The sequence below is a fragment of the Bacillus salipaludis genome, from assembly GCF_030938565.1.
Taxonomy (GTDB): Bacteria; Bacillota; Bacilli; order Bacillales; family Cytobacillaceae; genus Neobacillus; species Neobacillus salipaludis_A.
The window spans coordinates 5,683,333-5,704,413 of the sequence record NZ_JAVGVR010000001.1 but is presented as its reverse complement, the minus strand read 5'-3'; the positions used below and the strand labels follow the sequence as shown (position 1 = coordinate 5,704,413).

Annotated in this window: 26 protein-coding genes and 1 pseudogene; 22 read left to right on the top strand and 5 right to left on the bottom strand. The window is 39.1% G+C overall.

Going from position 1 to position 21,081, the window contains the following annotated elements; translation table 11 throughout:
• Window positions 1-28 precede the first annotated feature (28 nt).
• A complete protein-coding gene (locus tag RCG21_RS28445; RefSeq protein ID WP_308914002.1) occupies window positions 29-1,021 on the top strand; it encodes a 2-hydroxyacid dehydrogenase in 993 nt (330 codons plus the stop codon).
• A 38-nt stretch (window positions 1,022-1,059) separates the two neighbouring features.
• Here the strand turns inward: RCG21_RS28445 and RCG21_RS28440 are convergent.
• A pseudogene (locus RCG21_RS28440) lies at window positions 1,060-1,351 on the bottom strand (NifU family protein).
• A gap of 95 nt (window positions 1,352-1,446) precedes the next feature.
• Here RCG21_RS28440 and RCG21_RS28435 point away from each other — a divergent pair.
• The gene (locus RCG21_RS28435) at window positions 1,447-1,773 is read left to right on the top strand and encodes a YuzD family protein (protein WP_026576061.1); all 327 of its coding nucleotides are present in this window, start codon (window positions 1,447-1,449) and stop codon (window positions 1,771-1,773) included.
• Between the two features lie 51 nt (window positions 1,774-1,824).
• Here RCG21_RS28435 and RCG21_RS28430 read toward each other — a convergent pair whose 3' ends face one another.
• Window positions 1,825-2,892, bottom strand: a complete 1,068-nt coding sequence (locus RCG21_RS28430) for an NAD(P)/FAD-dependent oxidoreductase (RefSeq protein ID WP_133334064.1) — start codon at window positions 2,890-2,892, stop codon at window positions 1,825-1,827.
• 271 nt (window positions 2,893-3,163) lie between these two features.
• Here RCG21_RS28430 and RCG21_RS28425 point away from each other — a divergent pair, with 271 nt between their 5' ends.
• A complete protein-coding gene (locus RCG21_RS28425; protein WP_133334065.1) occupies window positions 3,164-3,403 on the top strand; it encodes a YuzB family protein in 240 nt (79 codons plus the stop codon).
• Between the two features lie 194 nt (window positions 3,404-3,597).
• A complete protein-coding gene (locus tag RCG21_RS28420; protein ID WP_026576064.1) occupies window positions 3,598-3,963 on the top strand; it encodes a HesB/IscA family protein in 366 nt (121 codons plus the stop codon).
• Between the two features lie 44 nt (window positions 3,964-4,007).
• Here the strand turns inward: RCG21_RS28420 and RCG21_RS28415 are convergent, their stop codons facing one another.
• The gene (locus RCG21_RS28415; protein ID WP_133334066.1) at window positions 4,008-5,006 is read right to left on the bottom strand and encodes an NAD(P)/FAD-dependent oxidoreductase; all 999 of its coding nucleotides are present in this window, start codon (window positions 5,004-5,006) and stop codon (window positions 4,008-4,010) included.
• A gap of 505 nt (window positions 5,007-5,511) precedes the next feature.
• Between RCG21_RS28415 and RCG21_RS28410 the strand changes: the two genes are divergently transcribed.
• From RCG21_RS28410 to kapD, 9 genes are all read left to right on the top strand, one after another.
• Window positions 5,512-6,738 (top strand): NAD(P)/FAD-dependent oxidoreductase, encoded by a 1,227-nt coding sequence (locus RCG21_RS28410; protein ID WP_208025343.1) that lies wholly within the window; start codon window positions 5,512-5,514, stop codon window positions 6,736-6,738.
• An 81-nt stretch (window positions 6,739-6,819) separates the two neighbouring features.
• Window positions 6,820-7,299 carry an NUDIX hydrolase gene (locus tag RCG21_RS28405; protein ID WP_133334068.1) on the top strand — a complete coding sequence of 160 codons (480 nt, stop codon included), beginning with the start codon at window positions 6,820-6,822 and terminating at the stop codon, window positions 7,297-7,299.
• Window positions 7,300-7,455: 156 nt separating this feature from the next.
• Entirely contained in the window at window positions 7,456-7,581 is a 126-nt protein-coding gene (locus tag RCG21_RS28400; RefSeq protein ID WP_372512730.1) for a YuiA family protein, read from the top strand.
• Window positions 7,582-7,788: 207 nt separating this feature from the next.
• Complete coding sequence (locus tag RCG21_RS28395; protein ID WP_133334069.1) at window positions 7,789-8,112, top strand: YuiB family protein; 324 nt, start codon at window positions 7,789-7,791, stop codon at window positions 8,110-8,112.
• 96 nt (window positions 8,113-8,208) lie between these two features.
• The gene (spsC, locus tag RCG21_RS28390; protein WP_133334214.1) at window positions 8,209-8,817 is read left to right on the top strand and encodes a stationary phase survival protein SpsC; all 609 of its coding nucleotides are present in this window, start codon (window positions 8,209-8,211) and stop codon (window positions 8,815-8,817) included.
• A gap of 137 nt (window positions 8,818-8,954) precedes the next feature.
• The gene (locus RCG21_RS28385; protein ID WP_308914001.1) at window positions 8,955-10,463 is read left to right on the top strand and encodes a leucyl aminopeptidase; all 1,509 of its coding nucleotides are present in this window, start codon (window positions 8,955-8,957) and stop codon (window positions 10,461-10,463) included.
• Window positions 10,464-10,574: 111 nt separating this feature from the next.
• Complete coding sequence (locus RCG21_RS28380; RefSeq protein WP_308914000.1) at window positions 10,575-10,811, top strand: hypothetical protein; 237 nt, start codon at window positions 10,575-10,577, stop codon at window positions 10,809-10,811.
• Between the two features lie 91 nt (window positions 10,812-10,902).
• Complete coding sequence (locus RCG21_RS28375; RefSeq protein WP_133334072.1) at window positions 10,903-11,286, top strand: hotdog fold thioesterase; 384 nt, start codon at window positions 10,903-10,905, stop codon at window positions 11,284-11,286.
• A 185-nt stretch (window positions 11,287-11,471) separates the two neighbouring features.
• On the top strand, window positions 11,472-12,089 hold the full coding sequence (gene kapD / locus RCG21_RS28370; protein WP_133334073.1) for a 3'-5' exonuclease KapD: 618 nt from the start codon (window positions 11,472-11,474) through the stop codon (window positions 12,087-12,089).
• A 338-nt stretch (window positions 12,090-12,427) separates the two neighbouring features.
• On the opposite strand, the gene kapB is transcribed toward kapD, so the two are convergent.
• Window positions 12,428-12,808: a kinase-associated lipoprotein KapB gene (gene kapB / locus RCG21_RS28365; RefSeq protein WP_133334074.1), complete on the bottom strand. Its 381-nt coding sequence runs from the start codon at window positions 12,806-12,808 to the stop codon at window positions 12,428-12,430.
• Between the two features lie 103 nt (window positions 12,809-12,911).
• On the opposite strand from kapB, the gene RCG21_RS28360 reads away from it, so the two are divergent.
• From RCG21_RS28360 to RCG21_RS28330, 7 genes are all read left to right on the top strand, one after another.
• A complete protein-coding gene (locus RCG21_RS28360) occupies window positions 12,912-13,652 on the top strand; it encodes a peptidylprolyl isomerase (RefSeq protein WP_133334075.1) in 741 nt (246 codons plus the stop codon).
• Window positions 13,653-13,733: 81 nt separating this feature from the next.
• A complete protein-coding gene (locus RCG21_RS28355) occupies window positions 13,734-13,940 on the top strand; it encodes a hypothetical protein (RefSeq protein ID WP_308913999.1) in 207 nt (68 codons plus the stop codon).
• Window positions 13,941-14,025: 85 nt separating this feature from the next.
• Entirely contained in the window at window positions 14,026-14,574 is a 549-nt protein-coding gene (locus tag RCG21_RS28350) for a superoxide dismutase family protein (RefSeq protein ID WP_133334077.1), read from the top strand.
• Between the two features lie 136 nt (window positions 14,575-14,710).
• Window positions 14,711-15,892 (top strand): alanyl-tRNA editing protein, encoded by a 1,182-nt coding sequence (locus RCG21_RS28345; RefSeq protein WP_308913998.1) that lies wholly within the window; start codon window positions 14,711-14,713, stop codon window positions 15,890-15,892.
• Between the two features lie 150 nt (window positions 15,893-16,042).
• Entirely contained in the window at window positions 16,043-17,455 is a 1,413-nt protein-coding gene (gene gnd / locus RCG21_RS28340; RefSeq protein ID WP_133334079.1) for an NADP-dependent phosphogluconate dehydrogenase, read from the top strand.
• A 94-nt stretch (window positions 17,456-17,549) separates the two neighbouring features.
• Window positions 17,550-17,927: a PH domain-containing protein gene (locus tag RCG21_RS28335; RefSeq protein ID WP_026576079.1), complete on the top strand. Its 378-nt coding sequence runs from the start codon at window positions 17,550-17,552 to the stop codon at window positions 17,925-17,927.
• Between the two features lie 21 nt (window positions 17,928-17,948).
• Window positions 17,949-18,215, top strand: a complete 267-nt coding sequence (locus RCG21_RS28330) for a DUF1871 family protein (RefSeq protein ID WP_133334080.1) — start codon at window positions 17,949-17,951, stop codon at window positions 18,213-18,215.
• A 382-nt stretch (window positions 18,216-18,597) separates the two neighbouring features.
• On the opposite strand, the gene RCG21_RS28325 is transcribed toward RCG21_RS28330, so the two are convergent.
• The gene (locus RCG21_RS28325) at window positions 18,598-18,834 is read right to left on the bottom strand and encodes a helix-turn-helix domain-containing protein (RefSeq protein WP_026576081.1); all 237 of its coding nucleotides are present in this window, start codon (window positions 18,832-18,834) and stop codon (window positions 18,598-18,600) included.
• Window positions 18,835-19,041: 207 nt separating this feature from the next.
• On the opposite strand from RCG21_RS28325, the gene yugI reads away from it, so the two are divergent.
• Together yugI and RCG21_RS28315 are read left to right on the top strand one after the other, a co-directional pair.
• Window positions 19,042-19,443 (top strand): S1 domain-containing post-transcriptional regulator GSP13, encoded by a 402-nt coding sequence (gene yugI, locus RCG21_RS28320; RefSeq protein ID WP_026576082.1) that lies wholly within the window; start codon window positions 19,042-19,044, stop codon window positions 19,441-19,443.
• Window positions 19,444-19,840: 397 nt separating this feature from the next.
• A complete protein-coding gene (locus RCG21_RS28315; RefSeq protein ID WP_308913997.1) occupies window positions 19,841-21,040 on the top strand; it encodes an ornithine--oxo-acid transaminase in 1,200 nt (399 codons plus the stop codon).
• The last annotated feature ends 41 nt before the right edge of the window (window positions 21,041-21,081 follow it).

The window sequence follows — 21,081 nt, the reverse complement described above, 5'->3', positions numbered from 1 at the left end:
TAAAAGTGTGGTAAGGAAGGAAATACCAATGAAGCCATATATTTATATAACAAGGAAGTTGCCAGAAGAAGCAATTGCGCCGATTCGGCAAAAATATGAAGTCAAAATGTGGGACCACGATGACGTTCCTGTGCCGAAGGACATCTTACTAGCGGAAATCAAACAAGCAGATGCCCTGTTAACCATGGTATCCGATACGATTGATGAAAAGGTACTAAATGAAGCGAATAACCTGAAAATAGTGGCCAATTGTGCTGTTGGGTATGACAATATAGACCTTACTGCGGCTGCTAAAAATAGGGTGATTATTTGTAATACCCCTGATGTTTTAACAGATACAACGGCTGATCTGACCTTTGCATTATTAATGGCCGTTTCCCGCAGGGTGGTGGAAGCGGCTGAATTTATTAAAAAGGGACAGTGGAAAAGCTGGAGTCCGTTTTTATTAGCAGGTCAGGATATTCATCATAAAACACTTGGAATTGTTGGGATGGGGAAAATCGGAGAAGCGGTTGCCAAACGTGCGTCCGGATTTGAGATGAATCTCCTTTACCATAATCGAACTAGGAAGCCGGAAATCGAACAGAAACTAGGCACTGTTTATTGTTCGTTTGAGGACCTCATAAAAAAGGCTGATTTTGTCGTCTGTTTAGCACCGCTAACCGACGAAACCCAAAATATGTTTAACCGGGAAGTTTTTCAGAAAATGAAGCATTCCGCCATTTTCGTTAACGCTTCAAGAGGACCCGTTGTAGATGAACAGGCCCTATATGAGGCACTTGTTACAGGAGAAATCGCCGGGGCTGGTTTGGATGTATTTGAGAAGGAACCTATTGATGACGGCCACCCATTACTTGAGCTTTCAAATGTTGTTGCTCTCCCGCATATCGGAAGCGCAAGTGTAGAAACAAGAACGGCGATGATCAATTTATGTATTGCTAATATTGAAGCGGTGTTAGAGGGGAAGCTCCCCTTAACAATGGTGAAAAAGAATTCGAAGATCTGTACGAATTCTAAATAAAAAGAGCGATTGCCGATAAGGCAATCGCTATTATTTTATTAAAATACTTGTTCAACTTCGACAATTCCAGGAACTTCTTCAAGAAGTGCTCTTTCAATGCCGGCTTTAAGCGTGATGGTCGAACTTGGACAGCTGCCGCATGCACCTAATAAACGAAGCTTCACAATACCATCCTCAACATCAACTAGTTCACAATCCCCGCCATCGCGAAGAAGAAATGGTCGTAATTTATCTAATACTTCTTGGACTTGTTCTTTCAATTCTAACTCTTCCATTCCCATCGACTCCTTTCCTATTTATATTATAAAGTGATTGACAGTAAAAATCCATTCCGAAGAAACTGGCAAAACACCCATTTAATCATTTTCTTTCATTTTTAAGGAATAGATGTTGTAAAATAAAAGAAAAAAACAAGGATGAGTCAAATGGAACATAATCAAGTAGAAATTATATTATACGGAGCAGAGCAGCTTTGCCCAAGCTGTGTAAATCTCCCCTCATCGAAAGAAACATTCGAATGGCTGGAGGCTGCTATTGCACGGAAATTTCCGGAACAGCCCTTTAAAATGACTTATGTAGATATTCATTTTCCTCCTGCAGAGCCTGAAAAGCAAAGTTTCGCTCAAAAAGTGATTGAAGAGGATATGTTTTATCCTGTGGTGGTCATCAAAGACAAAGTGGTCGGCGAAGGAAATCCGCGGTTAAAAACGATTTTTTCCGAGCTTGAAAAATATGGATACAAAGCGGTTTAAACAAAAGAAGGGGATGATCCATTTATATGGACATCCCCTTCTTTCATGCCATTATCCATTATGATATTTGTACATCCATAAGATACCGGACTTGATCAGGCGTGCAACACGTCCTGTAATCGCTGAATTGCCCATCATTCCAAATCCTTGTTTCTTCCCTAGGGATCCGAGTATGCCTTTTAATTTGATTGGTGGGAACGATGCAGGCGGTTCTTCACCATTCCAACGTTTTCTCAATACCTCCACAATTTGCTCTGCTTGCCCTTCCGCTAATTGTGCACTTGGTGCATGTGGGAGGCTTGCACAGTCACCGAGGATATAAATATGTTCATCGGTTTTCAGGTTGTGTTGAGGAGTAAGGACCACTCTCCCCATGTTATCTTTTTCCTCAGGAAAATCACGAACAATTTTGTTTGCTTGAATTCCAGCTGTCCAAACGATGACATCACAATCAATCGGTTCATCATGGTTATATAATCTTTTTTCTTCTACTTTTGTTATATTGGAATTGTTGATAATTTCAACGTTATGCCTATTAAACCAATTTTCAACATATTTACTTAGGCGGTCAGGAAATGAAGATAGAATGTGCTTTCCTCTGTCAAACAACTTAATTTTAAGGTCATCCCGGCTTTCACTTAATTCACTTGCAAGCTCTACGCCGCTAAGACCAGCTCCGACAATGCTGACCACTGATCCGGGAGGAAGATTATTTAAAACAGAATAAGTTTCACGGGACTTTCCAATGCTTTGAATACTGTAAGTAAATTCATCAGCGCCAGGAACACCATGATACTTGTCCTCACAGCCAAGACCAATAATTAAATCATCGTAGTTAATTGGTTCATCATCTTTTAGAAGAACCTTTTTTTCTTCTCTTGCGATTCCGGTAACTTCACCAAACTTTATATTTAACCGAGGATGTTCAGGAAAACAAACACGAACCTCTTTATCGGAAATGGTTCCTGCCGCTAATGCATAGTATTCGGTTTTAAGACAGTGATATGGGACTCGGTCCACAAGTGTAATCGTTACGTCTTCCGGAAGATTGTTCGGAAGGAGTTCACTAAGAATTTTCATTCCTCCGTATCCTCCGCCAAGAATTACCAGGTTTCTCATTTTAAAATTTCCCCTTTTTACAAAACAATTGTATTCCTATTTTTAATGTTCCTTTTTTTTCGATTTATTGCACGTAGAATAAAGCAATAAATTGGAATCAAGGATTTAATGGTTTATGAGGTCAAGAGCAATTTCACACAATTACGAGTATAGCTAAGAATTGGCGAAATAACAACAATTTTCATGTTTTCTTGACAAATTGAATGCACTTTGTTAATTGACGGTATCCCCTAAAAAGAGTACGATTAGTAGGTATGAAGAGGTGAAGGCATTGATTAAACCAATCATTGAATTTTGTATAAGCAACTTAGCAAATGGCGCACAGCGGACGCTTGAAATATTAGAAAAAGATCCGAATTTAGACATTATCGAATATGGTTGTCTTGGATATTGCGGAAAGTGTGCAATTACACTTTATGCACTCGTTAATGGGGAAGTAGTATCTGGAAAAACTCCGGAAGATCTTGTAGATAATATTTATCAATACTTGGAAGAAAATCCAATGTTCTGAGAAAAGCAAAAAGCGCCTGTTTAGCCCTGACAAGAAACCTTAGTGGAGCTAGGCGGTGGAGCTAGATAAAAGAAAGGAGCGTTAACCGCTCCTTTTTTCATTTTTTATCATATAATAGTTATTATAAACGATTTGTTGTACCAGTAATCTGAAGTGGATATACTAAATTAAAAAGCTTAAAAGGGGGAACTAGAATGAGTAATGAGGTTGTTATTTTAACCGAGGCGGCTGCCATGCAAATAAAAGATATGATGAAGCAAAATGAAGAAGAAGGAGCCCTTTTACGTGTGGGTGTCAAAGGCGGGGGCTGCAGCGGCTTATCTTATGGAATGGGATTTGATCATGAAGTAAAGGAAGATGATCTTCATTTCGAACTGCATGGAATTCAAATCCTCGTCGATAAAGAAAGTGCTCCTATTTTGCAAGGAACAAAAATTGATTATAAACAATCGATGATGGGCGGCGGATTTACGATTGAAAATCCGAATGCTATTGCCTCGTGCGGTTGTGGATCTTCTTTCCGAACAGCAACGGCTGCAGGTTCACCTGAGGAATGTTAGCACTTAAAGGGAAAAGGCGTCCGCATAACGGGCGCCTTGTAAGATTATTGATTAAACATCGAAGAACTGTGTAATGGCTGAACTTTTGCCTTTGGGTCAATATATGATTTTGCGTTGTTAACGGCAGTTGGTGCCTCACCAAATCCACAGGCAATTAATTTCACTTTCCCATCATACGTGCAAATGTCCCCTGCAGCATAAATTCCCGGTACATTTGTTTCCATTTTAGAGTTGACTAAAATCGAATTCTTTTCAATTTGCAGGCCCCACTCTTTTATCGGTCCAAGAGATGACACAAAACCATAATTACAAATGACGGCGTCGACATTAATGGTAACCTTTTCTTCACCGTTCACACTTTCAAGAATAACTTGCTTAATTCCGGAATGGTCTCCAATTAGTTCTGCAGGAACATAGGGAGTTTTTACATTAACCTTTGAATTGAATAAGTTTTTAACACTATGTTCATGGGCTCGAAATTTGTCTCTGCGGTGAACAATCGTCACTTTTTCTGCTATCGGTTCCAACATTAAGGCCCAATCCACTGCGGAATCTCCGCCGCCAAATATTACTACTTTTTGATCGGCAAATTTATTTAAATCTTCGATAAAATAATGGAGGTTTTTCCTTTCATACTGTGCAGCACTTTCTAGTTCTAAGCGGCGAGGCTGGAATGCACCGTTTCCTGCCGTAATTACCACGGTTTTTGAATAATGAACTTCAGCATTTGTTGTTAATTTAAAAATACCGTTTTCTAGCTTTTCTAACTTTTCAACAGATTGTTCAAGCGCAACCACTGGATCAAATTTCGCCATTTGCTCTTTTAGGTTATTTACCAATTCTTGAGCACGAATTTTTGGAAAACCGGCAACATCATAGATATATTTTTCAGGGTATAGCGCTGACAATTGACCGCCAAGTTGTGGTAAGCTCTCAATGATTTTCACTGAAGCTTGTCGCATCCCTCCGTAAAACGCGGTAAATAAACCAACAGGACCTCCCCCGATAATGGTGAGATCAAATACCTTTTGATCATCTTGCACTATGAATCCCCCCAGCTAGGCAGTAACAATCTTCACCCCAATCATACCATAAAAATATTAAATGCTCACTTGAATTGCGGGGAATATTCGCTCAATTAGAAATTGCGCGTTAATTCATTACCTTAGTTGGAATACATGAATCGAAAATGTTCAACCTATAATTATGTTAAATAAATTAAAAAACCGCTTGAAAACTAGATGAAAAAGGAATAAGATGAATTGTGTATATATTGTTACTATTATGTGACAATATCAGAACATTGTTTAATTAAGAGAGTTTATAAAAAATAGGAATATTAATGTGCATCCTACTGTAATGAGAAGTAGCTGCTGATTTCTTTGCACCTATTCGTGAAAAATATCACAAAGATTTCGCCTTGTAAACCTAAAGAAATCTGCCGATTGGCAAGCGCCAGTGGGGCCCAGTTGTGCTATCGACAAATAAAAACAAAGAAATCAGTGGATGATAAGGCAAAAGGTTCATTAAAATAAAATAAAGGTGGAAGTGATTACTTTGAGAAAGCCAAAAATTGTTATTGTCGGGGCAGGATATGGCGGACTTATGACAACAGTTCGTTTGCAAAAATTATTAGGTGTGAATGAAGCGGAAATCGTGTTAATTAATAAAAATGATTATCATTACGAAACTACATGGTTACATGAAGCATCAGCAGGCACATTACACCATGATAAAGTGCGCTATGATATCCGCAATGTAGTGGATCGGAGTAAAGTTGAGTTTATTCAAGATACAGTTGTCGAAATCAATAAAGAAGAAAAGAAAGTCATTTTAGAAAATGATCAAGTCAATTATGATTACCTTGTTATTGCACTTGGCGGTGAACCAGAAACATTTGGAATTAAAGGGTTAAAAGAATATGCTTTTGGTATTACCAATGTCAATTCCTCTCGTCAATTACGCGAGCATATTGAGTACCAATTTGCTACGTACAATATGGAAGAAGAAAAGAACGATAATCGCTTATCTATTGTAGTTGGCGGTGCCGGATTTACTGGGATTGAATTCCTTGGCGAATTAACGAACCGTATTCCAGAGCTTTGCCAGGAATATGATGTGGATTTCCAAAAAGTTAAAATTACTTGCGTGGAGGCAGCGCCAACTGTTCTTCCAGGCTTTGATCCGGAATTAGTTAGCTACGCAGTTTCTCAATTAGAGCGGAGAGGCGTAGAGTTTTTAATCGGTACTGCAATTAAAGAAGCTACTCCTGAAGGAATTTTTGTCGGTAAAGGCGATGAAGAGCCTTATGAAATTAAGGCTGGAACTGTCGTTTGGGCTGCAGGTGTACGTGGGAACGCCATTATTGAAAAATCTGGTTTTGAGGCAATGAGAGGCCGCGTGAAAGTACAACCGGATCTTCGTGTACCGGGATTTGATGATGTATTTATTATTGGTGACAGCTCCCTAGTTATTAATGAAGAGATTAATCGTCCATATCCTCCGACTGCACAAATTGCCATGCAGCAGGGTGAGGTAGTTGCTAAAAACATTACAGCACTTGTTCGAAATAAAGCAGAGCTTGAAAACTTTACCTTTGATAATAAAGGTACTGTTTGTTCCCTTGGTGAAGATGATGCGATTGGTGTAGTATTTGGCAAAAAAGTGACTGGTTCAAAAGCAGCCTTCATGAAAAAAGTGGTTGATAACCGGGCCCTTTATATGATTGGCGGTACATCACTAGTACTGAAAAAGGGCAAGTTGAATTTCTTTTGATAAAATTTTTAACAAAAGGGCAGAAAAATTCTGCCCTTTTTTTTCATATCTTTTCATGAAATTGTAATTTAGGAGGTTCCCATGAGTAAACGCGGTAAGGTGTGGCTGGCCGTCTCGGGATTGGTAAAGTATGACGAGAAATGGCTTGTAGTTAAGAAAAGATACGGTGGGTTAAAAGGTCAATGGTCGTTGCCGGCAGGCTTTGTTAATGAAGGAGAAACAGCGGATGAAGCTGTTATTCGGGAGGTCAAAGAAGAAACGGGTATTGATTGCGCAGTGAAAGGTTTAATTGGGCTAAGAACAGGTGTAATAAAAGAAGAAGTAAGTGACAATATGCTTATGTTTTTACTTGAGCCGAAGGGCGGTGTTCAAATTATTCATCAAGACAGCGAACTCTATGAGGCGCGATTTATGACACCTGAAGAGCTTCTGCAAGAAAAGGAGGCCTCTATTCTTTTAAGCTACCTAATAAATCAAACCAATTCCTTTTTAATACCTTGTAAAGATGGTTTGAATCCGGGTAATCAGTTCGGATATACAGCATATAAAATATTTTTGTAATTTTTAGAAAATTTAAGGAACCATTCGAAAATGAAAGAAAACTCTAGATGTATCCGTTTTCTTATGTTAATTTGCTTGTATTTCCTCCTTTTCTTTTTTTCATTTTCTTGATATATTATCAGAAAATTTAGTTAATAAAAGAGGAGGATGAATAGTGTGACTGTAAAAAATTTGGATACAAAAACATGTGATTATTGTTCTGGAAATGGTTATTTTCAACTTTTACTTGGCGGCTCTGAAACCTGCTCCTGCTGCGAAGGTACAGGAAAGAAGCAGGAGTAAACAAATGTAACTGAGAAAATTTGCTTCTTCGAATTCTTCGGAGGGCTATTTTTTTGGCATAATCGTTGACCTTGAGGATTCTTCCGCTCAGGCTTATAGGTTTGTGCTTTTCGCCCCTGAGCAAGGCGCTTCCGCTTTTCTTTTCTATTGACTCCCTTTTGGACATTCAGTACACTTAATGTTGATGTGTCAAAGGGGGAATTTTCAATGCAGATGAGCATTGTTGTCTTAATTATCTCGATGTTATTATTTCTTGTGTTATTTTTTGGAATAGGATTTATCCTTAATATGCTTTTAAGAATGTCATGGATTATGGCGATTATTTATCCAATTGTCGCGATTTTAATTGTTGATAAAGTACGTTTTATTGAATATTTTACGAATAGTAAAGCTGCCTTCGGACAACTCGGGCATCGGTTCAGTTCACTTGCAACTGCTGACATCTTAATTTTAGTTAGCGGGCTGGCTGGTGCTATTGTCTCAGGCATTGTCATAAAGCTTTTAAGAAAAAATGGATACCAGATGTTCTAAGACTTTTTACCATGGTAAGGAGTCTTTTTTATTTACTTCTTGAATAATTCTTTTCCCCTTGGGAAATGAATATTTTTTGAGGAGTGAAAAATTTTGATGACTATTTTAAAAAGTTGGGCTAAGCGCTTTGTGATGACAATTCTTTTCTTCCTGGCGCTTTTAGTAACCTATCAATCCCTTTCCGGGGTGAATGCCCAAACAGTATTGAATTTTGTTGATCCGTTTATTTCGTCCAGTAAAACGGCAGCAGGTACAGTCCCAACGTTAGAAGAAGCCATTGATTGGTCTAAATATCCGAAAAAAACGGTTATTGCCACGGGTTACACTGCAGGGTTTGAGTCAACAGGAAAATATCAAGGGCATCCTGAATATGGAATTACCTATTCGGGTGTAAAAGTGAAACGGGATTTATATTCAACCATTGCAGCAGATTTAAATGTTTTTCCGGTAGGGACCATTTTATTTATCCCCGGCTATGGCTATGGTGTAGTAGCTGATAAAGGCGGGGCAATAAAGGGAAATGAGTTGGACCTGTATTTTAATACGGTTAAAGATGTTTATAATCAATGGGGCAAAAAGAAATTGGATATTTATGTTGTTCAAAAAGGAAATGGAAGTCTTTCTGAACAAGAATTAACAACATTAAATGAAAAAAAGTCGATGCAAGTATTCAGGCAGCAATATATTCATTCTGAGAAAAGATAAAAGCAGGCAGCCGCCTGTTTTTTCTATTTTCCAGCCTCTAGTCAAGCCGCTCCCGCTTTTCCTATTGTTTTCGATTCTCGAAAGAATTTTTCTTTTTCGTTATAATAAAGTTATAAAGATACTAAGGGGGAAAAGTCATGTTTGAAATGAAAACAGAATTTAATGAATCAAATGAACATGAAGGTTTGGTCATCGGTCTTTTTGACCGGCCCGAAAAATTCACGGGTTTATTGGCAAGGCTTGATGAAATATTCGAAGGACAGCTTAAAGAGCTTGTAAAGTCTGGAGATATTACCGCTAAATTTAAAAGTATTAATAAAATACATACTCTTGGAAAAATGGGTGTAAAACGAATTTGGTTTGTAGGTCTGGGTAAAGAAAAGGAACTATCCTTTGAAAAAGCACGGGATGTGTTCGGGCAACTTTTTAAGCTGATAAAAGCACAAAAACAGGAAGAATTAGCTTTTGCTATGGAAACGTTTACAACAGAGGGGCTGACAGCGCTGGATGCTGCTCATGCAGCCGGTGAAGCATTGGCACTAGCGACTTATGAGTTTAAAGGCTACAAACAGAAGTCAAATGAACCGGAGAAGAGGCTGGAAAATCTAACAATCTATTGTGGATCCAATGATTTTGAAGAACTAAAAGCATCGTTAACAGTAGGATATGCGTTTGGAAAGGGAACTAATTCAGCCCGGACACTTGTGAACACACCAGGAAATTTGCTGACAGCTTCCGATATGGCTGATTATGCAAAGAATCTTGCTGCTAAGTATGACTTTGAAGTGGAAATCTTAGAAAAAGCGGAAATTGAAAAGCTGGGGATGGGTGCGTTTTTAGCAGTAAATCAGGGGTCAACAGAGCCACCGAAAATGATAGTTCTTAAATATCAAGGAAAGGATGACTGGAAGGATGTTATTGGTCTTGTCGGCAAAGGGATTACCTTTGATACCGGAGGCTATTCCATTAAAACAAAAACAGGGATTGTTGGGATGAAATCAGACATGGGCGGTGCGGCAGCTGTGTTAGGGGCAATGGAGATTATTGGGGAAATAAAGCCTGAACAAAATGTTGTCGCTGTTATTCCGTCTACTGACAACATGATCAGCGGATCGGCCTTTAAGCCTGATGATGTGATTACTTCGATGAGCGGTAAGACGATAGAGGTACTAAATACGGACGCTGAAGGTCGTTTAGTCCTAGCGGATGCTGTTACATATGCAAAGCACCACGGTGCTGAATACCTTGTGGATGTTGCAACCTTAACAGGGGGTGTGATTACTGCACTTGGTCTTCACACAACGGGTGCCATGACCAATCATGACTCTCTATATGAGCAGGTTTTAGAAGCATCAAAGGAATCCGGAGAACGGATTTGGCAATTGCCACTGTTTGATACCGAGAAAGAAAGAGTACGAAACAGTAAAGTGGCTGATTTAAATAATTCACCTGGAAGTGAAGGTCATGCCCTTGTTGCGGGTGCGTTTATCGGAGAATTTGCGGAAGAAACACCATGGGTACATTTAGATATTGCAGGAACCGCAACTACCTCTAGGGAATACGACCTTGGACCTGCCGGTGCAACGGGTGTCATGACCCGGACACTCGCTCTATTTGTTGAGCGTTTTGATCCAATTGAAAAATAACTTCATCCTCTGAGCCATCTTGGGTTTTTTATGTATTTGCCCACTCAAAAACCTTTCTGTTCGCATATGAAATAGTGTAGGCAAGTATATACGAAAGGGAGGTATGATGGCATGTACCCTTATCGATATCCCTATCCCGTTCAAGATCAAAGATTTATCGGGTTGGGCTGGCCGTTGGCGATAGGTGGACTTGGCTTTTTAGGAGGATTATTAGGTGGAGGATTAGGCGGGTTTGCAGGAGCAGCATTAGGAAGCCGCCCGCCATGGGGCTATCCCGGATTCGGCTATCCAGGCATTGGTTACCCTGGATTTGGTTATCCGGGCATGGGTTACCCTGGATTTTATTAAACAGAGTAAAAACAGCTCCAAGGGCTGTTTTTACACTTTTTAGAAGAGCAATTTTACATTACATAAAATAATCTCTAAAGGAGAGGTAAAAATGGTTAAAAACACATTATTAGAAGCATTAGGGATTGAAATAACCCATTTAGAGGCTGGGAAAGTAATTGCAACGATGCCGGTGGATGAGCGTACAAAGCAGCCTGTTGGTTTACTGCATGGCGGGGCGTCTGTGGCGCTAGCAGAAACGGTTGCTAGCTTAGGTGCTTATGAATTGGTGGACAAAGAAACACAAGGGGTTGTAGGTCTGGAAATAAACGCAAACCATGTACGGTCTGCAAGAGAGGGTATTGTGACAGCAGTTGCAACCGTTCTGCACCAAGGAAAAACAACAATGGTATGGGATATAAAAATAAGCGATGAAAAAGATCGGCTTATTTGCGTATCCAGATGCACAATGGCGGTCATTTCCTTAAAAAAATAAAGTCACCGAAAGGATGAATTTTTCATCCTTTTTTCTTTGGATGATTTGTAGGAAAATTTAAAAAAATCACGACCATTTCATGTTATAATAGAAAATAATAAAAAATTTCTTATATGTACAATTTTTTGTACAGGTTTCTCAATATAATGTAGTAAGAAATTTGTTAGAAAAGGTGGTGAAAAAGGATGGGAAAGCGGCATTGTTTATTTATTGATTTTGAATTTACCATGCCAGAAAGAAATGTCCGTATGAAGGAGTTTTATCCTGAAATTATTGAGGTTGGTATTGTTTCAGTAATAGATGATCAAATCGTTGATCAGTTTTCATCCTATGTGACCCCGCTTAAATTTCCTACGCTTTCAGAACGCTGTAAATCATTTCTACATATTTCTCAGGATCAGGTAAACAAAGGGATTACTTTTTTTGAATTAATTCGAAAAATGGAGGAGTTCAATCAAGGGTATGAAATGACCATTGTTACTTGGGGAAATATGGACATGAAGGTGTTGCGCCATAATTGTCTTGCAGCCGGAATTCCGTTTCCATTTCATGCAGCTGAGTTAGATCTATCCATGGAGTATAAACGATTTTTTGGTGATCAAAACCAAACGGGTCTTTGGAAGGCGGTTCAAGAGTATGGCAAGGAAGGGACAGGCAGACACCATCGTGCACTTGATGATGCGCTGACTACTTATAATATATTCAAGCTTGTAGAAAAGGATAAACGTTACTTGGAAAAACCTAAACCAACGACGATTGGGGATCGAGTGGATTTTTCAAAACTATTAAATGAATTCGCATAAAAGGCCAAATCATTCAAATTGATTTGGCTTTTTATGTGTATATATATAGGCTGTTTTAGTAAACTTTGTTGCTAATGAACATGGGTGGTTGATTTCCACTCCAGGATGCTCGCTTTCGCCGGGCGGGCGGTGAGCCTCCTCGTCACTATACTCCTGCCGGGTCTCACCTGTCCCGCTGCACCCGCAGGACACTGAATTGCTTCCTTGAATCCACCCACGCACGAAGAAAATGCGGTAGCATTTTCGAGGAGTCTCGCACCTTCCGCTCCAATCAACCTATTTCCTGGAAATTGCCAATCATAACATATTAAAAATTAACAACCCTTTAGAAAAGACCTTTATTTAAAATAATCCTTTTCCAAGGAATCTATCATTTTTAAGCTCATTTCTGCCCAGTCTGAGGGGGTTTCATTTAGCTCTTTCTTCATTACCTCAATGGCTTCTTTTAAAGATGCTTGGTAATCCGGTACTTCCTCCTCAAAATGCTTGACCATTTGCTTCGGTATATTGGCTTGTTCTCTAAAGGCGAGTGCGCGTCTTTCGTGAAAAAAAAGTACATCTGCACTCTTCGGATTATGTAAGTCGCCTTGCATCGGATGTTTCTTAACCGCCAAAACCTTTACTAAATAATGTTGCGTCCGTTCCTCTGTTATTTCACCAATATATTTGCCTGTTTTATATATCGCTGTAACACGATCGCCAATTTTAAATTCCGCCAAAATAAGCCCTCCCTGCTCCTTCATATCTTTCATTTTAAAAGAATTAAAAACAAAGTGCAAAAATAGTAAATTTCGGTTAAATTAAAAAAATGGAGGGATGATAATGAAAAAGAGCTTAAAAATATGGACTGCATTGCTTATCATCATGTTTGTAATAGCTGGATGCGGGACAAGCAATGACAAGCATGAATCTAAATCCAAAGGCAGTACATTAAGCACGGAACAAAAGGAAGGGGACAAAAAAGTGTCAAACGCCGTCTATCCTCAGCTAACAAAGGAAGTCTCTGAAAAGGAAAGATTAGTCGAAATGGAAACTTCAATGGGAAATATTAAAATAAAATTATTCCCGGAATACGCTCCAAAAGCGGTTGAAAATTTTGTGAAGCACAGTGAGAAAGGCTATTATGATGGTCTTATTTTTCATCGTGTAATAAAAGATTTCATGATACAAGGCGGAGACCCGAACGGAAATGGAACGGGAGGGGAAAGCATCTATGGTGCACCATTTGAAGATGAATTTTCGAATAATCTCTTTAATCTTCGCGGTGCATTGTCAATGGCTAACTCAGGTCCGAATACGAATGGGAGCCAATTCTTTATCGTACAAAATTCTGATCTTGATCCATCCATGAAGGAGCAAATGGAAAAGATAGAGTATCCGAAGGAAATCATTGCGGCTTATGATAAAAATGGTGGAACTCCATGGCTAGATCACCGTCACACAGTGTTTGGACAAGTCATTGAGGGAATGGATATTGTAGATAAAATTGCTGATACACCCGTCGATAAAAAGGATAAACCAACGAAAGATGTTGTCATTAAAAGGATTAATGTCTTAAAATAACCCTGACTATAAACTTGGTTGAAACTATTTTTATTGCTATAATGGTATGAATGGATTTCCTTGATGAAAGGGAGAAAGAAAATGTTTCAACCACACATCTTGTCGTTATTTTTATATTTTCCGAAAGATAAATCAGAATATATCCCCGCTGCCATCACGTTTTTCATCTTCTTTATTGGAGCTGTTTTTGCAATGAAATTTATCATTGCTATTTCCAAACGTGAAGCCAAAAAGGCAAAAGAGTTAGAAGATCGAATCATGAATCAGCATAATCAAAAGGAACAGTGAATCAGGCTGTTCCTTTTTCATTTATGAATAGCCCCTAGACACATTGGAGATACTATTTACAAAATGTCTATTGTGGAGGTATTAGATGAAGAAATATTGGCTGATCCTTCCTTTGCTTTTACTTGCAGGATGTACCGAAGAAAATCCTAAAAAGATTGATGTTCAAATGTTTAATCCGGTTGGTGATTCCCTAGGGAAAATTACCTTATCAGAACAGGCAAGCGGAGTAAAGATGGAAGTAAATTTATCTGGATTAACACCAGGAGTACACGCGATACATATTCACGATACAGGAAAATGTGAGGCTCCTGATTTTAAATCAGCGGGAGGCCATTTTAACCCGGAAAATAAAAAACATGGACTGCTGAATCCGAATGGAGCCCATGCCGGAGATATTCCCAATTTAATTGTCGGAGATGACGGGTCGGTGAAAGCGGAGCTAATGGCACCAAATGTCTCTTTAAAGGATGGAAAAAAATCTTTATTTACTAAAAAGGGCACTTCCATTGTCGTACATGCGGGAAAAGACGACGGCATGACACAGCCGGCCGGAGACTCCGGAAAACGAGTGGCTTGCGGTGAAATTACAAAAGACAAGAAGCAAAAAGGTCAAGGTTCTCAAGATGAAAAATAAAAAGTAAATGTTTGGCTTTCTCCTGCCTTGGAGAGGCCTTTTTTTCATGCCTATTGATTACTATAACTTGATTTCTGTTCTCACTTTGCTGAAAATAATAGTCGGAGTTTATAAAGAAATTTAGGAGTGCACAGCCATGCGGAATAAATTATATTATCAAGACCCGTACATTCAGACTTTTTCATCCGCCATTTTGAAACAGGAAAGCGATGACTCTGGAAACTGGTATGTTGTTCTAAAGGAAACGGCTTTTTATCCAACTGGTGGCGGTCAGCCGCATGATACCGGAACAATCGGTGGAAAAGCTGTCATAAATGTAGAAGAAATCGAAGGGGAAGTTCGTCATTATCTTGAAGAGCCTTTAGAGGAAAAGGATAAAGAAATCCAGGGAGCAATCAATTGGACACGAAGATTTAATCATATGCAGCAACATTCTGGGCAGCATATTTTATCAGCTGCGTTCGACCAATTGTTTCATTATCAAACCGTGGGCTTCCATTTAGGGAAAGAGACGGTGACCATTGATTTAGAAACAGATACTTTAACGGCGGAAGAGGCCTATACAGCTGAGGAACTAGCCAACCAAGTGATCTTAGAGAATCGGCCAATCGAAGTAAAATGGGTGACGGAAGAAGAATTATCCTTTTACCGGCTGCGTAAAGCAACAAAAGTAAAAGAAGATATTCGACTTGTGATTATTCCCGAATTTGATTACAATGCATGCGGCGGGACCCACCCGAATACAACGGGAGAAGTACAAGCTATCAAAATACTTGATTGGGAAAGGCAAAAGAAAAAAGTCCGAGTTCAATTTGTTTGTGGGAATCGTGTTCTTCAGCAGCTGAACGAAAAGAATAAAATTTTATTGGATCTAACCCGGCTCTTAAATGCCCCTGAGAAAGAAATGGGACAGGCTGTAATACGTCTTCTTGAAACTGGAAAAAGCCTTGAGAAATCACTTGAACAGACCCAGGATCAGCTTTTACATTATGAGGCAAAGGAATTGCTTATAAAATATAAAGATCAAACCATCGGCGAAGTTTATCAAAACCGTACGATTCAAGAGCTACAAAAGCTGGCGCGTTTGATTACAACCGAAAATGGAGGTTCACTTGTCTACCTGTTGTCCGAAAATGAAAACCGCTTGCAAATCGTATGTGCAAGAGGCACTGCCAGGTCGGAAAATATGAAAACAGTTATTGGAAAGGCTCTTGCCCTTATTAACGGAAAAGGCGGCGGCAATGACTCTTTTGCTCAGGGCGGTGGGGAAATGAAAATCTTAGGGGAACAAATGCTGCAACACCTAGTTAATTCCTAATTAAAATTTAAAAAAAGGCAAATGTTAATAAGTAGGAAGAGAAGAAGTATTTCGATAGAATTTTTTGCATAAAAGTTGTTTGAAATAAATTTTCTATTATAATTAGGGGTAAATGAAATTTTTTTCAACTACTGAAGGGATGAGTTTAATTTGAGGACACAACAAGTAGGAGTAGTTGGCGTTGGTGTTATGGGAAGAAGCCTGGCGCTAAATTTTGAAAGTAAAGGTTTTTCTGTCTCTATTTATGATCTATCAATTGAGAAAGTAAATGAAATACTTGATAGTAACCAAGGAAAAAACCTATATGGGACAACAGATATAAAAGAGTTTATTCAATCACTTGAAATTCCACGCAAAGTTCTATTAATGGTAAATGCCGGGCCGATTACGGATAAAGCGATCGAGTCTCTCTTACCCTATTTGGATAAAGGTGATATCCTCATTGATGGTGGAAATAGCTTTTTCAAGGATACAATCCGTAGAAATTCCGACCTTGCCGAAAAAGGAATTCTGTTTATTGGCGCAGGCGTTTCCGGCGGGGAAGAAGGGGCGCTTAAAGGCCCGGCAATTATGCCAAGTGGTCAAAAAGAAGCATATGATGAGGTAGGACCGCTTTTAACGGCTATTTCTGCAAAAGTAAACGGGGATCCATGCTGTACATATATTGGGCCAAACGGGGCTGGGCATTACGTGAAGATGGTTCATAATGGCATCGAATATAGCGACATGCAGCTTATTTGTGAGTCCTACCATCTCATGAAAGAGCTGCTTGGTTTAACTGCAGAGGAACTCCATGAAGTATTTAAGGAATGGAACGAAGGAGAACTGGACAGTTATTTAATCGAAATCACGGCGGACATTTTTTCGAAAAAGGATTCTGACACAGGGAAACCGCTTGTTGATGTTATTTTGGATACGGCTGGTCAAAAGGGAACGGGAAAGTGGACAAGTCAAAGTGCGCTTGATTTGGGAGTACCGCTTTCGATTATCACGGAATCTGTTTTTTCACGATTCCTTTCCGCTTTGAAACAGGAACGTGTTAAAGCGAGCAAGATTTTAAACGGTCCTGCCAAATTTGATTTTACCGGGGATAAGAAACAATTTATCGAATTGATTCGAAAATCATTATATTTAAGTAAAATTGTTTCCTATGCACAAGGATTTGCCCAATATAGGGTGGCTTCTGATGAGTATGGATGGGATTTAAAACCAGGAGAAATTGCGATGATTTTCCGTGGCGGCTGTATCATTCGTGCAGCATTCCTGCAAAATATCAAAGAGGCATATGACCGTAATCCGAATTTGGAGAACCTTTTATTGGATTCATATTTCCAATCAATCGTCGCTGATTATCAGGATGCTGCGAGAGAGGTGGTTTCCGTTGCCATTAAGGCTGGTATACCGGTTCCGGGGCTATCTAGTGCCATTGCTTATTATGACAGTTATCGCTCTGAGGTTCTTCCAGCGAACCTGCTCCAAGCACAGCGGGATTATTTTGGTGCTCATACCTATCAGAGAGTGGATAAAGAAGGCACCTTCCATACAGAATGGCTTGCAAAATAGAATGGACAAAGCCAGGCAGATTTTATAAATTTGCCTGGCTTTTTATTAGGGAGAAAAAAACGTATACTAAAACTATTAAATGGGGGTGAGATCAATGGGAATTTTTGATGGAATAATGGGGAATGCATCTGAAGTAACCCCTGCAGAATTACAAAGGGAATATGCGAAAGTCCTTGCATCAAATGAAAAAATTGAAAAAGCGTATAAATTAATTCGAGATTTATTTATTTTTACAAATAAACGCCTGATATTAGTGGATAAACAAGGGTTAACGGGGAAAAAGACCGAATATCACTCCATTCCATATAAAAGTATTACACATTTCAGTATTGAAACAGCAGGTAATTTTGATTTAGATGCTGAATTAAAAATATGGATTTCCGGAAATGCGCTGCCGCTTCAAAAACAATTTAATAAGAACTTAAATATTTATGAACTTCAAAGCGTTTTGGCGGAATATGTACTTAAATAGGGGAATTTAGGTGATAGGAATATGGAAATTAGTCAGCTTCAAACGAATTTAAAATTTGTCGATTTATTAAATGAATGGGATCCTTTTCAATTAAAAGAGGGGAACTATGATACAGAGATTGCTGATACGATTCAGGCGATTCATGAATTGGAGGATCCGTCCGAACTTGCGGAAAAAATTCAAAGCATTTACGAGTTTTCTTTTGAACAGGTCATACCCATCGACCTCTGTCTTGAGATTGCGGGGAAACTGTTGGTCATAAAAAACAGTGACTCCTGCTCAATTTAAATAGGTTGTTATTTCCGCTCCATGCACAAGCGGTTCGTGGGCGGTCAGGGGAGCCTCTTCCGCGGGTCTCCCCTGCTCCATACTCCCACAGGACATTGAACTGCATCCTTGAATCCACCCACGCACGAAGGAAATGCGTTAGCATTTTCGAGGAGTCTTCGTGCCTTTCGCTCCAATCAACGTTGTTCATAAATCAACATCGTCCTTTAACACAGCTAAATAAAAAAAGAGGACATCCCGGAATAGGGTGTCCACTTCAAAAAGGGGGAATACTAGAAAGCCTTATAGAATAAGGATTTCCAGTTTCCTTTTTTTATACATAAAATGGAGAAAAAATAAAAAAAGCGGCATATGCCGCGCCATATCATATACTCAAATGTTTCTACAATCCTTGATCAATGGTAGAGGATTGTGTATGAAACGCTTGGTCTAAAAGTTCTGATGCAGGAATATCTAATACGGTTGATAGCTTTAAAATCGTCTGTCTGCTTGGAACTTGCTCTCCAGATTCGTATTTTTCAATCGTAGATAATCCTACTCTAACCTTTTGCGCCAATTCTTGCTGTGTCATATTTTGCATTTCACGGCAGTTTTTAATTATTTGGCCGATTGATCTCATACTATTCACCTCTCCTAGAAAAAATTACTTTTATACATATTTTATCATACTATATCAATAAAGCCGATGGTGAAATTGAACATTGTGTTAATTTTTAAAATATTTCTAGCAATTTTTATTGCCTTTTTGATTTAATGCCATAATTGTGATATAATTTTTTATTGCATATATTGGGATATAAATAAATCATGATTTAGGAGTGTTTTCATGTCGGAAAAAATCGAAACAGGCAGTATATTAACAGGTAAGGTAACAGGAATTCAGCCTTACGGTGCATTCGTAGCGCTAGGGGAAAATACACAAGGTCTTGTGCATATTTCTGAAATTACACACGGCTATGTAAAGGATATTAATGACCATCTTAAAGTTGGCGATGAAGTAAAAGTAAAAGTTTTATCTGTAGATGAGGAAGCAGGTAAAATTGGTTTATCGATTCGAGCTACCGAAGAAGCTCCTGCTCAGCAGGCTGCAAAGCCGGTCAAAAAGCCTCGCAAGCGCCAAGCAGCTGCAATTGTTCCAGATGCTGAAGGAATGCAAGGATTTAATACACTAAAAGATAAGCTTCAAGAATGGATTGACCAATCACAGCGCGAAGAAATAAAAAAATAATAACCAAAAAGCCCGGATGTTTAGAGTTCATATAACATCTGGGCTTTTTTATTGGCTATGTTAAAGACCCTGTTGATTTTTAGTAAAGTTGATTGGAGGGGAAGGCACGAAAGACTCCTCTAAAATGCTAACGCATTTCCTTCGTGCGTGGGCGGATTCAAGGATGCAATTCAATGTCCTGTGGGAGTACGGGTCAGGGGAGACCCCGCAGGAGCAATGCGACGAGGAGGCTCCCCGAACCGCTTGTGCTGGAGCGGAAATCAACAACCAAGTTTAACAATGCCTTTTTATTAACAAAATCTAGTAAAAATCTTTTTTGATATTGGGTCATTCTTTTTCTTCCCTCGGCTACAATAATATTAGTACATATTTCATCATTGAAATGGAGGAAAGCTTTATGGCAGCAGAAATAGATACAAATAAAGTAATTGAACAAACAGAGAAATATGGTGCCCATAATTATCATCCGCTTCCAATTGTCATTTCACGTGCAGAAGGAGTATGGGTGGAGGACCCTGAAGGCACTAAATACATGGATATGCTTAGTGCCTATTCGGCCGTTAACCAAGGACATCGTCATCCAAAGATTATTCAAGCCCTAAAGGATCAGGCGGATCGAGTTACCTTAACATCAAGGGCCTTTCACAACGATCAGTTAGGGCCTTGGTATGAAAAAATTTGTAACTTAACAAAAAAAGAAATGGCTTTGCCTATGAATACAGGCGCAGAAGCGGTTGAAACAGCCTTTAAAGCAGCACGCCGCTGGGGATATGACGTGAAAGGAATTCCGGAAAATCAGGCGGAGATTATTGGTTGCAATGGGAATTTCCATGGCAGAACAATGACGGCTGTTTCTTTGTCATCCGATCCCGAGTACCAAAGAGGTTTTGGTCCAATGCTTCCGGGGATAAAGTTAGTTCCATATGGTGATTTAGAGGCATTGAAAGCAGCGATAACCCCTAATACTGCGGCCTTTTTAATTGAACCGATTCAGGGAGAGGCTGGAATTGTCATCCCACCGGAAGGCTTTATTAAAGCGGCATTTGATCTTTGTAAACAAAATAATGTTCTTTTTATTGCCGATGAGATTCAGGCTGGCTTGGCACGTACCGGGAAAATGTTTGCATGTGAATGGGAAAACATTGAACCGGATGTATATATATTAGGTAAAGCATTAGGCGGAGGGGTAATGCCGATTTCATGTATTTGTGCCAATAAAGATATATTGGGTGTATTTAATCCGGGATCCCACGGTTCTACCTTTGGGGGAAATCCACTTGCTTGTGCTGTTTCTATTGCTTCGCTTGATGTATTGGTCGATGAAAGGCTTGCTGAAAAATCCCAAGAGCTTGGCGAGTATTTTATTAGTAAGTTAAAAGAAATAAACAATCCAAAAATTAAAGAAGTCCGCGGACGCGGGTTGTTTATTGGAGTGGAATTAACTGAACCTGCACGTAAATATTGCGAAGAATTAAAGGAGCAAGGACTGCTTTGTAAAGAAACGCATGATACAGTCATTCGATTTGCACCACCGCTTGTGATTACGAAAGAAGAATTGGATTGGGCAATAGAAAGAATTCAAAAGGTGTTGGGCTAAAAAAAAAATCCTTGCTAAATATAAAATGTACCCTTTGTAAA

Bases quoted from the DNA above. Each gene is read 5' to 3' on its own strand.
- RCG21_RS28445 (WP_308914002.1), top strand. From the start codon at position 29: ATGAAGCCATATATTTATATAACAAGGAAGTTGCCAGAAGAAGCAATT.
- RCG21_RS28435 (WP_026576061.1), top strand. From the start codon at position 1,447: ATGGAACATAATCAAGTAGAAATTATATTATACGGAGCAGAGCAGCTT.
- RCG21_RS28430 (WP_133334064.1), bottom strand. From the start codon at position 2,892: ATGAGAAACCTGGTAATTCTTGGCGGAGGATACGGAGGAATGAAAATT.
- RCG21_RS28420 (WP_026576064.1), top strand. From the start codon at position 3,598: ATGAGTAATGAGGTTGTTATTTTAACCGAGGCGGCTGCCATGCAAATA.
- RCG21_RS28405 (WP_133334068.1), top strand. From the start codon at position 6,820: ATGAGTAAACGCGGTAAGGTGTGGCTGGCCGTCTCGGGATTGGTAAAG.
- RCG21_RS28395 (WP_133334069.1), top strand. From the start codon at position 7,789: ATGCAGATGAGCATTGTTGTCTTAATTATCTCGATGTTATTATTTCTT.
- spsC (WP_133334214.1), top strand. From the start codon at position 8,209: ATGACTATTTTAAAAAGTTGGGCTAAGCGCTTTGTGATGACAATTCTT.
- RCG21_RS28385 (WP_308914001.1), top strand. From the start codon at position 8,955: ATGTTTGAAATGAAAACAGAATTTAATGAATCAAATGAACATGAAGGT.
- RCG21_RS28380 (WP_308914000.1), top strand. From the start codon at position 10,575: ATGTACCCTTATCGATATCCCTATCCCGTTCAAGATCAAAGATTTATC.
- RCG21_RS28375 (WP_133334072.1), top strand. From the start codon at position 10,903: ATGGTTAAAAACACATTATTAGAAGCATTAGGGATTGAAATAACCCAT.
- kapD (WP_133334073.1), top strand. From the start codon at position 11,472: ATGGGAAAGCGGCATTGTTTATTTATTGATTTTGAATTTACCATGCCA.
- RCG21_RS28360 (WP_133334075.1), top strand. From the start codon at position 12,912: ATGAAAAAGAGCTTAAAAATATGGACTGCATTGCTTATCATCATGTTT.
- RCG21_RS28355 (WP_308913999.1), top strand. From the start codon at position 13,734: ATGTTTCAACCACACATCTTGTCGTTATTTTTATATTTTCCGAAAGAT.
- RCG21_RS28350 (WP_133334077.1), top strand. From the start codon at position 14,026: ATGAAGAAATATTGGCTGATCCTTCCTTTGCTTTTACTTGCAGGATGT.
- RCG21_RS28345 (WP_308913998.1), top strand. From the start codon at position 14,711: ATGCGGAATAAATTATATTATCAAGACCCGTACATTCAGACTTTTTCA.
- RCG21_RS28335 (WP_026576079.1), top strand. From the start codon at position 17,550: ATGGGAATTTTTGATGGAATAATGGGGAATGCATCTGAAGTAACCCCT.
- RCG21_RS28330 (WP_133334080.1), top strand. From the start codon at position 17,949: ATGGAAATTAGTCAGCTTCAAACGAATTTAAAATTTGTCGATTTATTA.
- RCG21_RS28325 (WP_026576081.1), bottom strand. From the start codon at position 18,834: ATGAGATCAATCGGCCAAATAATTAAAAACTGCCGTGAAATGCAAAAT.
- yugI (WP_026576082.1), top strand. From the start codon at position 19,042: ATGTCGGAAAAAATCGAAACAGGCAGTATATTAACAGGTAAGGTAACA.
- RCG21_RS28315 (WP_308913997.1), top strand. From the start codon at position 19,841: ATGGCAGCAGAAATAGATACAAATAAAGTAATTGAACAAACAGAGAAA.